Consider the following 15,211-nt stretch of genomic DNA (forward strand, 5'->3'; position numbering starts at 1 on the left):
AGGGGCGATTCATGAATCGCCCCTGCCCACAGGTAGGTGGCGGCAGATAAATTCCCCATCCCCAGCGGAAGCAGCACACGTCCGTCGGGGCGGGGGGCACCGTCCACCACGACGGGCAGCCGCCGGCCGGTGCGCGGCTCGTACAACCCCACGGCCAGCATGTGCACCGGGCCGGACGAGGCCGGCGCGACGATCGTGTACTCATCTGTGATCACCTCGCCGGGAAGCCAGCTCGTGGTGGGCGCCCGCCCATCGATCGGCATCCGATCGATCTGGGCCACGATGTCCCCATCCGGCCCCAGGGCGTGCACGAAGACCGTGTAGGACGTGTCGATCTCCCCATCTGCCTGCCAGTACAGCGTCACCCGCAACGGCTTCCCCGGCTGTGGCGGGTCGGGATCGAGGTCGTATCCCAGTAGCCGGATATGCTCACCGAGTCGGGCGTTCACCGCGTGTCGCGGCGCCGGGGACGTGAACGTGTGCGGCCGCCCGGCTATCTCAACGTGTCCCAGCGTCACCCGGCCCAGCGGGCGACCCACGAGGTCCTCCGCTTCCAGGATCACGGCGTACGTCCCATCCGGGGGACCCGCCGGCAACAGCGCTCCCCACCGCTCCAACACCAACTCCCCGGCCCGCCACCGCCCTGGCGGGTAGCGAGGGCTGATCTCGTGCTTGCCGGAGCGCTGCCACGATCGCCCATCTCCGGCCTCCAGGCGCAGGCGGAGGCGGATCGGATCGGGCGCGTCCCGGGTGGCTCGCCAGTACAACGCCAGAGGCAGGGTTCCCCCTTCCGGGTAGCTCCCCTCCGTCAGATGCCACCCCTCCAGTCGGATGGCATCCCATGTGACGTCTGCTGGGGTGGTGGGGAGATCATCCGGCGGCATTCCGACGGGGCCGGGCGTCACCCGAAGCGAGGCGATGGCGGCCACGTCCCCTACGGGCGTCCCATCCGTGCGATGTGCCTCCAGCGTGCGCCGGGTGCTCGGGCTGTACCACCCTATCAGAAGCCGGTATGACCCCGGCGGCGTGCCCGCTGGTATCCGGACGCGCTGCACGTCTCGGATCAACATGCCCGGCCGCCAGGCGCTTAGCGGCAGGAATCCGCCCACCGGGGCCCCATGGCTGCGGCTCCACTCCAGCCCCTCCTCGTCCCTCACGATCGACGCGACCAGGAAGTCCTCTGCGTCGAAGGGGGCCAGGGGCTCCCAGTAGAGGGTGACGACCGCCTCGCTCCCGGCCGTGACCTCCGGAGCACTGAGCTCCACGCCGCGCAGCCGCACGATCCCACCGAACTCCATCGGCGATTGGCTCAGGCGGGCCACGTCGGCCGGTCGAGCCATCGGTCCCGGGAAGATGGGGACGTAAGCCACGCCGTGCATCCACACCACATCGTATGCGGGCTGGCCGTTGAAGTAGGCCAGGATCTCCTGATTGGGCTGGCGCTGCCATTGATTGACATAACTGGCGATGAAGTGGGACCGGGCCCAGTTCCAGATGCCATCAGCGTCCCTGTCGGCCAGCTTCACCGTGTGGCCAGGGAAGTGGGGGGCGAAGCTTCCCGGATACCAGGCGGCGACGGTCAGCTCGGCCGCGTCGGGCAGGGAGGCCAGCCGTTGGGCGGCGATGTCCAGCCCCTCGCCCACGCCGATGGGCAGCACGCGTTGCGCGACGCGAGGGCCGCCCAGCAGGGGATTGTAGTAGCTGAAGTAGTCGGGGTAGAAGGCCAGGGCCAGCGCCGCCTGGACGATGACTAGGGCCGGGAGGGCCCAGTGGCCCCATCGCATCCTCGTGCGCGTGTTCGCCAACGCTTCCGAGAGGTCGACCCATCCCCGCGCGGCGATGAAGGCCAGCGGAGGCAGCGCGGGCAGCAGGTAGCGATCGATCTTGGTGGCGTCCAGGGAGAGGGCGAGCACGAGGGTGATCACAAAGGTGGCCAACGCCAGGGCGGGCCGGCCGTGCCCGATGTCCCGTCCGCGTCGGGCGAGGCCGATCCCCAGCGCGATCAGCGTGCCCAGGAGGGTGATCGGCGAGGCTCGAAACAGGAGCACGACGGGATAGAAGAGCGGCCCCGGATCGAAGGTGCGCTCTCCCAGGAAGAAGGATAGACGGGAGCCCAGCTCTCGTCCGGTCAGATCGGGCCACCAGCGGGCCAGCGTGGGGATGGGATCGGTCCACAGCGCAGGCCAGACGGCCCACGCCGTGATGAGCGTGGCTCCGGCGAGCAGCAGATTCGCTCTCAGGAGGCCACCGACGCCCCGGCGCTCGGCCCAGGGCGCCGTGATCTCATGGGCGATCAGCCACAGCACCAGAAGCGGGCCGGCGACGAGGGTCGGCAGCTTGCTCATCACGGCCAACCCCAGACAGACGCCGGACAGCGCCACGTAGCGCTCGCCGCCACGGCCTCGCAGGTGGACCAGCATGGCCAGCATCGCCAGCAGAACGAAGCTGGCCGCCAGCGCATCGGGGACGATGACCCGGGCGTGGGCCAGGTAGTAGGGCTCGAAGAGCAGGAGGGCGGCCGCCAGTGCGGCGACTCGGCGGTCGAGGGCGCGAGCTCCCAGCCGGTAGATGGCGGCCAGCAGCCCGGCGGTGATCGGGGCCAGGACGATCCGGGCCCATATGTAGTGGGACAGCCCGGGATAGGGGACGCCCAGGAGCTCGTTCAACCAGGGCACCAGCGCCTGGTCCGTTTGCCCCCGCGCTTGCAGAAAGGCGTGCTCCAGGGCCAGCCCGCCGCCGATCAGCCACATGCTGAGGACGCCCGGATGGGCGCCGCCGTAGGTGGCCGGGAGATCCCCGGTGAGCAGGCTGCGCAGGAAGTCGGCCCCCTCGCGCAGCCAGTGGAAGCTGTCCACCTCGATCGGGTGGCCGATGGCCAGGAGGCGCAGGAGGATGGCGAGTAGGAACAGCCACAACGTGGGATGGCGGGGTCGGCTCATGGTGCCCTTGCTCCGGACGGCGTCACCCGTTTCGTGCCCTGTCTCGCCAGGCTCGCCACAGCCGGGGCAGCACGCGCAGACGCTGTGGCAACAGGATGCGATCGCCGGCTGGCCGACCGGCGGCGTCCGTCGCCGTAAGCCGCACGCCTGTGGCCGGATCGTACATGCCCACCTCGATGGGATAGTCACCCGCCCGTGCATCCCACGGGACGCGCAGCCGGTAGCGGTCGACGATGAGCGTCTGCTCCGGCCAGGTGTCGGTGGGCATGGTCCCGTTCACGGGCGGGTTGTCCTGTCCGGCTGCCAGCGTGCCCTCCGGCGTGAGCAGGTGCGTGAACACGGTGTAGTTCCCCTCGGCTGCCCCCACCCGAGCCCAATACAACATCAGGGTGATCTTCTGTCCGGGCATGGCCAGCGGCGGGTCCACGTGGGCGCCAACCAGGCGGAAGCGGCCGTCGAGCGTGCCCATCCCTGCGAGCGCCCATTCGGCATTCATCCCGGTCCGGTAGAGCGCGCCGCCGGGCATGGCCCACCGGATGACCGGCCGGCCGTCGATCAGTTGCCTGACGGCATCCGTTCCCTCATCGTCGCCCACCCAGATCCACAGCGGCGCCTCCGATCGGGCCAGCGAGGCCAGCCGCTCCTCTCGTCGCGGCCCCGCGATCAGCACCAGGTTTGCCCGATCGTGAAGGAAGGGGTACAGGTGGCGAAATGCCATCTGGTCGGTGAGGACGAGCGTGATCGGCTCGGCCCGGGCCTGGGTGCGGAGGAAGATCGCCGCCGGCCCGTAGCGATCCTTCAGCAGCCGGGAGGATCGGTAGGCCTCCCGAGCGGGCGGTATCAGTAGCAGCCCGCCGATCACGACGAGCGCCATGGCCGCCCATGCGACCCGCGGCCACCAGCGGGGCGGCGCCAGGTTGGGGCGCACGACCATCGCGCCCATCTCGATGGTCAGCGCCAGCATCAGGACCGCCCGGGCGATCGCCACCGCGCCCAGCAGCCAGGGGGCCTCCGTCAGCATGCCGGCCAGGATCGGGTGTTCCACGGCGCTGAGCGCGGCCAGCAGGATGGCATAGGCCAGGCCGCGCAGGTTGGGCAGCAGCAGGACGATAAAGGGCAGCAGGTAGACCAGGTACTGAGGATTCCACGCCTTGAAGTACAGGAAGAGCAGGGAGGTGGTGAAGCCTGCCACGGCCACGGTGCGTTGTGGCGTGCGATCGTTCCAGCGACGCGTCCAGACGGCCAGATAGATCAGGCCGAAGATCGCCGTGATGATGGGCCAGGGGAGGCGGGATTCGTATAGCGAGACGTCGGCGGACGGATCGGATCGGTCGCCGACGATGGCGCCGATGTGATCGAAGCCGTCCAGCAGGGCCCATACGGTGGACCAGCCGGAGCGGGCGACCAGGCTGCGGGCGAAGGCGGTGAAGTAGGCCGGGCTCAGGCTGTATGCGAAGGCGGCGACGAGGAGCACGACGAGCAGGGCGGAGAGGATGAGCGCGGCCCATCGCCGGGGGCCGCGCAGGGCGCGCACGGCCGGCCCCATCATGACGACGGGGAACAGCTTGATGGCCGTTCCGGTGCCGATGGCCAGCCCGGCCCAGATGGGGCGCGCGGCTAGCACGGCCCACAGCCCCAGGAGCATGAAGGCCAATGGGAACGCGTCGAAGGCGCTGGTGAGCGTGTAAACGGGCGTGAAGAGTCCGGCGTATAGCCAGGCCGTCCGCAGCGCCCGCTCTCGGCCCCAGGCGCGTCGGGCGATGCCGTACAGCGCGATGAGGCTGAGCGCCTCCCAGAGGAGGAGGAAGAGCACCAGCGCGGCGTTGAACCACAGCCGGGCGTCCTCCCATAGGGGGATGGGGCGCGTCCATTTATATAGCGCAACGGTGATCCAGGGGAACGGCGGTGGGTATTCCGACCAGTAGTCCCGGAAGGGGAGGGTGCCGTAGTCGATCTGGCTGGCGCCACCCAGGTAGAAGATGAAGTCGGAGTAGTCGCGCACGTACCCGCCCGGTCGGTACAGGAGCCCCGCGAACAGCCGGAAGGTGATGAACAGCACCAGCAAGAGCATGAACTCGGGGAGCCGGCCCTCCTCTCGCCGGTGGGGGGCGGCCGCCGCGAGAGCGGTATCTCCGGATGCCTTGTGCGAGGGCTCGGCGGTGGAGGCTTCCCGCGCGCCGATCAGGGACCGGAGGCGCGCCAGCACAGCCCGAGGGGACCATCCGTGGCTGTCGCGATCAGTCGTGTCCGGTGTGGGTCTCATGGCGATCACAGATCTCTCGGGATGCGCATGGGATGTGATGGCATGGCCGGTGCTCTGTGCGTGGCTCGGGGACCACGCGGTGCGATGCCGATGCGGATCATGGATCACATCCTGGAAGGCGCTGGCTGGATGTTCCTTTTCCGGGTAGCGTATCCAAAATGGGAGATTCCGCCCTCAGGGCTCCCCGCTGTATTTCCACCGAAAAAGATACGCTGCCCTTTCCCGTCCGTGTTTGCTCCGAGTAGACGCTGCGGTTACAATCGGACAAAATATATTGAGCCGGATACCGGGATGTTGGCGATGGGATGTTCCATCGTCCTCCCTTTTGCCTGAGAAGATCCCCTCCACAGAAACCCGACTTTCCAGCTTGCACCCGTCTCTCTCAGCCTTCTCCCCGGGCCGTGGATCGCTTGGGGGTATTCTACGGAAAGATCCCGTCTAGTCAATTCGTCAATCGCTGGTGGCATCACAGGGAAACGTGAGATGCGGAGAAAGGCAGGGAAAGGATTCCGATGATGGTCCGTGCGGCTGACCTCACCTCTTACCCCGACGTGGATCTCGTGCTGCGCGCGTTGCTCGCAGGCGTGCGGGAGGTGCTCGGGGAGCGCTTCGTCGGCTTGTACGTGCATGGCTCCCTCGCGATCGGGGATTTCGATCCCCTGCGGAGCGATGTGGATTTCGTCGTCGTTACCGATGGCGAACTCCCGGACGAGATGCTCCCGGCTCTGGAGGCGATGCATGCCCGCCTCGCCGCCAGCGGGATGAGGTGGGCGAAGAAACTGGAGGGCTCGTACATCCCACGGGACGCGCTCCGCCGTTACGATCCCGCGCGTGCGCGGCATCCCGCTCTGCGCGTGGACGGGAGCTTCGGCGTGGATGGGCACGGAAGCGATTGGGTGATCCAGCGCCACATCCTCCGAGAGAGGGGGATCGTGGTGGCGGGGCCCTCCCCGCGAGATCTGATCGATCCGGTCCGGCCGGATGAGCTGCGACGAGCCGCACTGGGGATACTGCATGAGTGGTGGGCGCCGATGCTGCGCGATCCCACCCTGTTGCGCAGCCGTGAATATCAGGCCTACGCGGTCCTCACCATGTGCCGCTCCCTCTACACGCTTCAGCACGGCGACGTCGCCCCGAAGTCGGTCGCGGCGCGATGGGCGCAGAGGACGCTCGACGGGCGGTGGAAAACGCTCATCGAGCGGGCTCTGGCGTGGCCTCGCGGCCCGCAGCCGGATGCGATGCGGGAGACGCTGGCCTTCATACACCACACCCTGGAGCGCAGCCGCCGGCTCGCGGCATCCTCTGGCGGGGCAGAGGACCTCTCGCCTCCGCAGGATCATACCTGACCATTGGAGGGTTTCCCATGTTTCGATTCGTCCCGTCCGCCAGCAGCCGGATGACGCTCGCGGAGGTCGTGGACCGGCTCGCCCGGAACGAGAGGGTGTCCGGGGTGCTCGTCATCGGATCGACCCGGCGGGATGCGTTGACGCCCGCCAGCGATTACGACCTGATCGTGGTGTTGTCGGAGAACCCGCTGTCCCTCCACGTTGGAGTGACCTATATCGATCATCGGCTAACCGATCTCATCTTCTTGCGCGGGGAGCAGATCGAGCAGGTTCTGGCGCTCGATGCGCCCGTGGATGGAGACGCGTGGCTGGGCAGGATCGTCCGTTGGCTTCAGGATGGCCGCATCGTTTGGGATCGCACCGGCCGACTGGCCCAGGCCCAGCGAAAGGTGAGGCACGGGGATTGGCTGGTGCCGTTGGACGTGGCCGATGCCTATGGGCCATGGTTCCGGGTGAACTACAACCTCGTGCAAACGGGCCGGATGCTGCGATCGGAGGACCCCGTTTACCTCGTGGCCGCAGACGTGCGAATGGCCCTGTACGGGCCGTTGGACCTGCTCTTCGGCTACTTTGCGATCCGGGGATTGCGCTGGGAGGGGGACAAGTGGGCGATTCGCTACCTGATGGCCCATGACCCCGAGTACCTGGAATTGCTGCGAGTGTTCATCGCGGAGCCGGATCGAGGGCGGAAGTTTCGGCTGTATGAGGAACTGGCCGCCAGGACAGTGGCCCCCGTGGGGGAGCTCTGGTCGGGGGAGGTGTCCGTGATGGAGTTCGAGGGAAGAGTGGGGCTGGAGATCGTGGAGGCGGCCTCTGGCTTCTGGGATGAGCTGATCGGTGCGGGCGATCAGCCGTCTGCCGGGTAACGCTCCGGAGGGCCCCCACAGCCTCTTGCCCGATCCCGGCCCGGATCCCTCTCGGGTTCGGGAATGCGGGCCAGGGGTAGCGACGGCTCCCACGCCGCCTGGGTAGTAGGACACCTATACGATTGTCTGAGGCGTCTCGCGTGGCTAGAATCCTGGTAGCGGGACGTTGCCTGTGGTGGACATGGCGTTGCCGTGTCCTATCCGAGGCTCCTCGGGCGAAGGAGTCGCCACTCTGCCATCAGACTGTCACAAGTTTGCAACAACTCTTTGCTATGCTGGGACCGGCGTGAACGATTCGTTCATGGCGTGGAGGTCCGGGGACCCGACCGAGATTTCGAAAGGCAGTCTGAACAGGAGTGGCGAATGATGAGGAAGGAAACGGCTTTCTTGGGGCTTCGCTGGGTGATCGCGTTGGTTGTGATCGGCATGCTCATCGTGCTGTCGCCTTCTGTGGCATGGGCGCAGGCCCCCGTGGATGAGCAGCCGGCCGGGCAGGTGGACTCCGATGAGCCCGAGGGGGTGGACTGGATCGCGATCATCGTGGAGAGGCTGGGCATCAGCGAGGATGAGCTGTTCGATGCCCTGGCCGACGGTCAGAGCATCGCCGATGTGGCCCGGAGCAAGGGCGTCGATCCCGAAGCCCTCGTGGACGCCATCGTCGCGGCGGAGTCGGTCTGGATCGATGAGCTGGTGGCCAGAGGGGAACTGATCGAGGAAGAGGCGGCTGCGCTCAAGGAGGAAATCCGGCAGTTCGCCGTGGAGTTCGTTTACGAGGAGGGGATCGAGGTCATCGAGCCCGAGGAGGTGGATTGGTTCGCCATCGTCGAAGAGGTGCTGGGCCTGAGCGAGGATGAGCTGTGCGAGGCGTTGGCGGATGGTCGGAGCCTCGCCGATGTGGCTCGCGATCGGGGGATGGATCCCGAGGCCCTCGTGGACGCCATCGTCGCGGCGGAGCGGGCCTGGATCGACGATCTGGTGGCGGATGGCTCCCTCACGGCGGAAGAGGCGGAGGAGTGGATCGCGGAGATTCGAGAGTTCGCCGTCGAGTTTGTGAACGAGCCATGGGAGGAATCCGGCGTAGATTGGATCTCCATCGCTGCTGAGAAGCTGGGCCTCGGCGAGGATGAGCTGCTCGAGATGCTGGATTCGGGTAAGAGCATCGCGGACGTGGCCCGCAGCCGGGGACTTGAGCCTCAGAGCATCGTGGACGCCATCGTCGCGGCGGAACAGGCCTGGGTGGACGGGCTGGTGGCGGATGGCTCCATGACGCTGGAGGAGGCCGCGGAATGGATGGCGGATGTCAGGATGTGGGCTGAGGAATTCGTCAATGAGCGCCTGGGTGCTGAGGCTGCGGTCGTCGTTCCGCTGAGCGCCTGAGTGCGCTTGTGGGCCATCTCGCTTCAGAGGCGGGCCCTTCCCGGGCGTGTGTCCGTGGAAGGCCCGCCGTCTATCCGCATCGGAAGGGTGGACCTTTGCATCGGATAGCCGTTGGGGAGCGTGTGAGACATCGTGAGCCAGCTTATCCTCGTGATAGAAGATGAGAGGCGAATCGCACACTGGGTGCGTGCGTACCTGGAGCAGGCCGGATTCCGGGTCTTGCAGGCGTACGATGGGCAAGAGGGTCTGGCCCTGGCTCGCTCCGAACGACCCGATCTCGTCATCCTGGACTTGATGTTGCCCGGCCTGGATGGCACGGAGATCTGCCGGGCGTTGCGCCGGGAGTCGGATGTGCCCATCATTATCCTCACGGCTCGTGGAGGGGAGATGGATCGCATCCTGGGGCTGGAGTTGGGCGCCGACGATTACGTGGTCAAGCCCTTCAGTCCCGGCGAGCTGGTCGCACGGGTGCGGGCGGTGTTGCGTCGCATCCACGGCGGCGTCCGTCGGCCGGAGGTGTTGCGCGGTGGGGAGATCGAGCTGGACCTGGTCTCTCACACGTGCAAGGTGGCCGGCCGATGGGTGGAGTTGAGCCGCACGCAGTTTAACTTGCTCAGGGCGTTGATGAGCCATCCGGGGCAGGTGATGACCCGCCAGCAGCTGCTGGATGCCGTCTTCGATGAAGATTACAAGGGGTTCGAGCGCACGATCGATGTTCACATCCGCAGATTGCGTCAACGCATCGAGCGCGACCCCGCCAAGCCGCGCTATATCGTGACCGTCTTTGGCGTCGGATACAAGTTTGTGGAGTGAGCCGATGTTTCGTAGCTTGCGCTGGCGCTTGATCCTTCCTTTCAGCCTTTTGATCCTCTTGACGGTTCTGTTGTCCGGTGCGCTGTCGGCCTGGTTTACTCTCAATCGCTTCGATGTCTTTGTGACCGATGAAGGGAGGATGGCGGCGGAGGAGCTCGCTCCCTTCCTGGAGGCTTATTACGCTTATCACGGCGGCTGGGAGGGCCTGGCCGATCTTTTGAACACCCCGGCGGATTCCCTTGATGCGCTGGATGGCCTCTATCCTGCGTGGGATAGCTCCGTTGATTGGATCGAGGTGGCTGCCGGGGTGTTGGGCATCGATCCGGAGACGTTGTGGGATCGGCTGGATCAGAACAGCATCGCCGAGATCGCCACGGATTTGGGAGTTGACCCGGACAAGGTGGTGGAGGCCATCGTCGAGGCGGAGCGAAAGGCGATCGAGGAGGTGGTGGCGGCAGGCGGGCTCAGCTCGGAGCAGGCCGAGCTGGAGATGAAGTGGGTGTCGGAGATCGTCCATAGTTACGTGTATGAGGACGGCTATGGGGTGGCCGAAGGCGACTCTTCCGGGCTGGAGTATCCCGAGCTCTCCAAGACGGAGGTGGAGTGGCTGTTGAGCGCCCTTTGGGGGGGCGCCCACTTCCTGATCACCGATGAGCGCGGCGGGGTGATTTTCGACAGCACTGGCAAGCGCGTGGGGGAGCGCTTGTCCGGCTCGGCCACCAGGATGGGGGTCTCCCTGGCCGATCCCAGGAACGGGGACTTCATCGGGTTCGTGCTGATCCCCGCCGGCTCCGGCTATTACAGCACCCAGCAGATGGCGTTCCTGAAAGGTGTGATGAAGTCGCTGGTGATAAGCGGCCTGGTGGCCGGCCTGTTGGCCCTGGTGGCCGGTTTGTTCGTCGCCCGGCGCGTGACGGCGCCCGTCACCGCTCTGACCCAGGCCGCTCAGAAGCTGGCTTCCGGCGCTTGTCCGGGACGCCTGCCGGTGCACACACAGGATGAGCTGGGCCAGATGAGCGAGGCCTTCAACCGGATGGCGAACGCCATCGAGCAGCAGCGGGATCTCCGCATCCGGCTGGTGCACGACATCATGCACGAGCTGTATACGCCCCTCAGCGTGATTCAGCTGGAGGTGGAGGCGATCCGGGATGGCCTTCAGACGCCGGAGCAGGCCAGTGAGCAGTTGCAGAAGGAGATCGATGCCCTCCGCAAGCTGATCGAGGACCTGTCCCTGCTGGCGGAGATGGAGGCCGGAGAGACGAGGCTACAGCGTGAGCCCACCGATCCTGTGCAGTTGCTTTCGGATGCCATGCAGCGGTGGCAGCCCCGGGCACAGGCGGCGGGCATATCCCTGAACTTCGTGCCGCCGTCGTTCACGCTGCCCCGGGTGAACGTGGATCCGTCCCGTCTGGCCCAGGTGCTGGGGAACCTCATCTCCAACGCGATCCACTACACGCCCGCCGGCGGTCGAGTCGAGCTGCGCTGCGAGACGGCCGCCACGCCCAACCCCACTCGGGATGGCGCGTCCCCCGCCGGGGACGCATCGGCCTACGTCTGCATCACCGTCGCCGATACCGGGGATGGCATCGCCCCCGAGGATCTCCCCTTCGTCTTCGAGCGCTTCTACCGTACCGATCGGGCGCGTGCACGGCGATCGGGCGGGCGTGGCCTGGGCCTGGCCATCGTGCGAGAGATCGTCGAGCGGCACGGCGGCGAGGTCTGGGTGGAGAGCACCCTGGGGAAGGGGAGCACGTTCGGCTTTAGCCTGCCGGCGTTGTCGGGAGCGATGTCCTGTGGATAGTCATCGCTCCCCCTGCCGCTGATACAGGCTCACCAGCGGGATCCCCTTGTAGTCCAGCGTCCATACCGGCTGATGGCGCTCCATATAGGCGACGACGTAGTCGAAGAAGGTCGTCTGCCGGTATTCGATGATGGCGAAGTCGGCCTCCTCGATGCTCCCCTCAACCCAGTTGACCCCTGAGTCGTCGTAGAAGGACCCCCACCCGGGCGGTCGCACCATCACCAGATCGTCCCGCAGTAACCCGGCCTTCTGATAATAGTAGAGCACATCCCAGCTGTTGGGCATGACCCAGACGGTGGCGCCCGGCTGGGCCCTGGCGTTCAATTCCGGCAGCGCGGCCCGATACGTGGTGGCCCAGTAGATCGTCTCCAGCTTCAGCCGGTGCGCTCCCCGCACGCCGCCGACCAGCTCGCTGTAGTAGGCCAGCTCGAACGGGTGCAGTTGAGCGATGGCGACTGCGCTGGGGGCAAGGGCGATGAGGATGAGGAGGATGGGATTACGCAATACGCAGTACGTAACACGTGATGCGTATTGCGTATTGCGTGTTGCGTATTGCGTGATGCGTGATGCGTGATGCGATTGGAGCCAGCGCAGCAGCGCGTCCAGCCCCAATCCGGCCAGCGGCGCCAGGAAGACGTATGTGGGCATAAGCAGGCGGTCGCTGTCGAAGGCCCGGCTGCCCGGCCGCGTGAACCAGGCCACCATTATCCCCGCGTGGATCAGCCACAACGTCGCCGCCGAGCGCCCCGGCCCCGGCCGGAAGGCGCGCGTGGCCCCCAGAACCGTCAGGGCCAGCAGCAGTATGGGGGTCGTCGCCGCCACGATCACATAGGGATAGTGCCACGGCAGCTCCAGATACGTCTTGCCCAGGTAGTACTGATAGATCTCATAGTGGCTGACGGTGAAGAAGCGCGCCCACCGGATCAGCTTGGGGATGGTCTCCGTCCAGAGCCAGGGGAACAGAGCGATGACGGTCGCCAGCCCCAGCACGGGCATCAGCGCCAGCCGGCCCCACAGATCCCATCGCTTTCGCCGCTGGCGATCGGCGAGCACCCACAGGCCCAGGCCGATGGGGATGAGCACGTTGCTGATCTTGGTGGACAGCGCCAGGCCGAAGGCCAGCCCGCTTCCCAGCCAGGCCCAGGCGTCCCGGCGATCGCTCAGCCGCCAGAAGACCCAGGTGGCGAAGAACCACGTGGCCGCGGCCGGGAGGTCGAGCTCGGCGATGTGGGCGTGGAAGAAGAGGCGAGGCATGCCCATCAGCGCTGCCGCTCCCAGGATGGCGCCCGGCCGCCCCGCGCCCGCCTGTCGCACCGCGATGTAGATCAAGGCCGCCAGCGCGGCCGCCATCGCCATCGGCCCGACGCGATGCGCTGTAGGTAACGGCAGCCAGCGCCGGGTGAACGCCCATCCCAGCCCGCTGATCGCCTTGGCGATCGGCGGGTGCTCATTGTTCAGCCCAAAGCTGAGCCCGATGGCGGTGGGGTCCAATGCCTCGCTCAGGTCGGCTCGCGCCAGGCCGCGCAGGAACGTGCCCAGCCAGAGCACGATGCGCTCTCCGTTTTCGGCGTAGATCGGCTCGTCCCATCCCACCGCTACCGTCCCCTCCGTCATGAAGAGGAGGAGGAAGACGAACAGGGCGAGCGCCAGAGCGATCCATGCGTCGCGACGCTCCAGGGAGCTCATCTCGCATCTCCCGTCTGTGTGATCGTCACCGGGCCCAAGTGCAGGCGGTCGCCCAGGGTCCGGCCATCGCCGGACGTGACCGCCAGGTTGCGTCCGAGCTTCGGTGAGAACAACGCCAGCTCCAGCTGGTAGGTTCCGGCGGGCGCGTCGGGGAAGGCCTGGACGATCTGTGCGTCTCGCACCCGCATCCCGGGCTGCCATCGATCGAGCGGCAGGAACCCGTCGGTGGGCGGACGGTCGTGGCGTCCCACGTAGCGTCCCTGCGGCTCATCCCACAGGCCCACGAACACGCTGAGATCGGGCACGGGCGGGGATAGGACCTCCCAGTACAGGCGCAGCCCAGCCCGCCGCTCCGGCGGTAGGGAATCGGGCGGCGGCTCCCAGCCGATCAGGCGGAGCTGTCCCTCGAAGACGTAGTCCAGCGGCTGGACATCGGGCGGAAGCGGGCCGGGGGGAACCATGGGCCCCGGATAGGCCCAGGCGTACTCGATCCCCGCCAGCCGGACGACGAATTCGGGCGTCTGGTCCCGGAAGTAGCCTACGATCTGTTGGTTAGGCAACGTGCGCTGGACCTGGTTCGCGTAGAAGACCACGTGATGGGCGGAGGCCCAGGGCCAGAAGCCGTCCGGGAGCTGTTGGTTGAGCTCGATGGTGCGGCCGGAGAAATAGGGGGCCAGGACGGATGGATACCACGAGGCGGCCACCTGCTCGGAGGCTCCGTCTATTTCGGATAGCCATTGACCTATCCGATCCAGCCCCTCGCCGTTGCCGACCATCAGGACATGGCGGGCCGTGCGCGCCCCGCCGATCATCGGGTTGTAGAACGCCTGCAGATCGGGGAACCGGGAGAGGAAGAAGAGAGCCTGGACGATGGCCAGCGTTGCCATCCCCCAGGAAGGGGAGAGCCGGGGGGTAGCCCGTCGGATCGCGTCCAACCCCTCGCCTGCGATCAGCGCCAGCGCCGGGTAGATGGGGATCAGGTAGCGGTCGAACTTGGTCTCGGCCAGCGTCAGACCGCCGACCGTGATCGCGATATACAGGAGCCAGAGCACGATCAGGCGGGGTCGGGCCAGATGTCTGCGGAGGCCCGGGATGGCCAGCACGACCAGCGTCCCCAGCGCCGCCAGCAGCGTCACCGGGGACGTCCGGATGAGCAGTGCCAGCGGGTAGAAGGCCGGCCCGGGCGCGTCCACCACCTGTCCCATGAAGTAGAGGTGCCGCTGTCCCAGCTCCACCTCCGTGATCTGCCGGACGATCCTTTGGGCCGTCTCCACCGGGGTTGCCCACAGTGCCGGCCAGACGAGCACCAGGATGGCGGCGGCCAGCCCCCCCCAGACCGCTGCGGCCGTCCACCGCCCTCGCACGCCCAGCGATGCGCTTTCTCTCGGCCCCCGCAGAGCGGCCCAAACCGCTAGCGTTGGCCACAGAACGAGCGCGGGCAGCTTGGTCGCGATGGCCAGGCCGCCCAGGATGCCGGAGATCGCCGCCCATCGCCGTCCGTGGCCGTGCAGGTAGCGCAGGAAGGTCAGCAGCGAGAGGATCATCAGGTTGGCCTGCAGGGCGTCGGTGGTGATGACCCGGTTATACCCGATCCAGAACGGCTCCAGGGTCAGGAGGATCGCCGCCGTCAGCGCGACCGCCCGGCCGTGGACGCGCCCGGCCCATCGATAGATCAGCACGGCGCACAGGGAGGTGATCAGCGCGAAGGGGACGCGAGCTGCGATGTAGTAGCCCAGCGCCGGGTAGACGTCGCGGAGAAGGATGGCCTGCGCCAGATCGGCTGGGGGCTGACCTCGCACGGCGGCGTGGCCGACCAATCCCATAGCGATCAGCCACATGTTGGTGACGCCCGGGTGTGCGCTGCCGTAGGTGGATGCCCAGTCGTGAGCTTGCAACGCCAGCAGGAACCGGGCGCCGCGACGCAGCCACTCCACGCTGTCCACCACGATGGGACGGCCGATCCACAGCGTGCGAACGAGCAGAGAGGCGAGGAAGAGCCACAGGGAAGGATAGTGAAGGACGGCAGACGGTGGACGAAGGACGGGAGAGATGATGTGACGAGCAGGTGGCGATCCCCGTGACGCGCCCTCCATGATGTCCTTTGCCCTTCGTCCGTCGTC

At 66.9% G+C, this 15,211-nt stretch carries 9 protein-coding genes; 5 read left to right on the forward strand and 4 right to left on the reverse strand.

The window, feature by feature from the left end; all coding sequences use genetic code 11:
- The coding region (locus GXP39_17485) for a phospholipid carrier-dependent glycosyltransferase (GenBank protein ID NOZ29823.1) at positions 1 to 2,939 on the reverse strand (2,939 nt) is incomplete at its 3' end.
- A gap of 22 nt (positions 2,940 to 2,961) precedes the next feature.
- Positions 2,962 to 5,202 (reverse strand): DUF2029 domain-containing protein, encoded by a 2,241-nt coding sequence (locus GXP39_17490; protein NOZ29824.1) that lies wholly within the window; start codon positions 5,200 to 5,202, stop codon positions 2,962 to 2,964.
- A 512-nt stretch (positions 5,203 to 5,714) separates the two neighbouring features.
- Here GXP39_17490 and GXP39_17495 point away from each other — a divergent pair.
- The 5 genes from GXP39_17495 to GXP39_17515 all read left to right on the forward strand — a co-directional run bounded on the left by GXP39_17495 (position 5,715) and on the right by GXP39_17515 (position 11,405).
- Positions 5,715 to 6,548 (forward strand): DUF4111 domain-containing protein, encoded by an 834-nt coding sequence (locus GXP39_17495; protein ID NOZ29825.1) that lies wholly within the window; start codon positions 5,715 to 5,717, stop codon positions 6,546 to 6,548.
- 17 nt (positions 6,549 to 6,565) lie between these two features.
- Complete coding sequence (locus GXP39_17500) at positions 6,566 to 7,414, forward strand: hypothetical protein (GenBank protein NOZ29826.1); 849 nt, start codon at positions 6,566 to 6,568, stop codon at positions 7,412 to 7,414.
- A gap of 363 nt (positions 7,415 to 7,777) precedes the next feature.
- Positions 7,778 to 8,791 (forward strand): hypothetical protein, encoded by a 1,014-nt coding sequence (locus GXP39_17505; protein NOZ29827.1) that lies wholly within the window; start codon positions 7,778 to 7,780, stop codon positions 8,789 to 8,791.
- A gap of 132 nt (positions 8,792 to 8,923) precedes the next feature.
- Entirely contained in the window at positions 8,924 to 9,604 is a 681-nt protein-coding gene (locus GXP39_17510; GenBank protein ID NOZ29828.1) for a response regulator transcription factor, read from the forward strand.
- Positions 9,605 to 9,608: 4 nt separating this feature from the next.
- Positions 9,609 to 11,405: a HAMP domain-containing histidine kinase gene (locus GXP39_17515; GenBank protein ID NOZ29829.1), complete on the forward strand. Its 1,797-nt coding sequence runs from the start codon at positions 9,609 to 9,611 to the stop codon at positions 11,403 to 11,405.
- On the opposite strand, the gene GXP39_17520 is transcribed toward GXP39_17515, so the two are convergent.
- Positions 11,406 to 13,091 carry a hypothetical protein gene (locus tag GXP39_17520; protein ID NOZ29830.1) on the reverse strand — a complete coding sequence of 562 codons (1,686 nt, stop codon included), beginning with the start codon at positions 13,089 to 13,091 and terminating at the stop codon, positions 11,406 to 11,408.
- Positions 13,088 to 15,184 (reverse strand): hypothetical protein, encoded by a 2,097-nt coding sequence (locus tag GXP39_17525; GenBank protein NOZ29831.1) that lies wholly within the window; start codon positions 15,182 to 15,184, stop codon positions 13,088 to 13,090. Before GXP39_17525 ends, GXP39_17520 begins: the two co-directional genes overlap by 4 nt.
- Positions 15,185 to 15,211 lie beyond the last annotated feature (27 nt).

It is taken from the genome of Chloroflexota bacterium (assembly GCA_013152435.1).
Taxonomy (GTDB): domain Bacteria; phylum Chloroflexota; class Anaerolineae; order DUEN01; family DUEN01; genus DUEN01.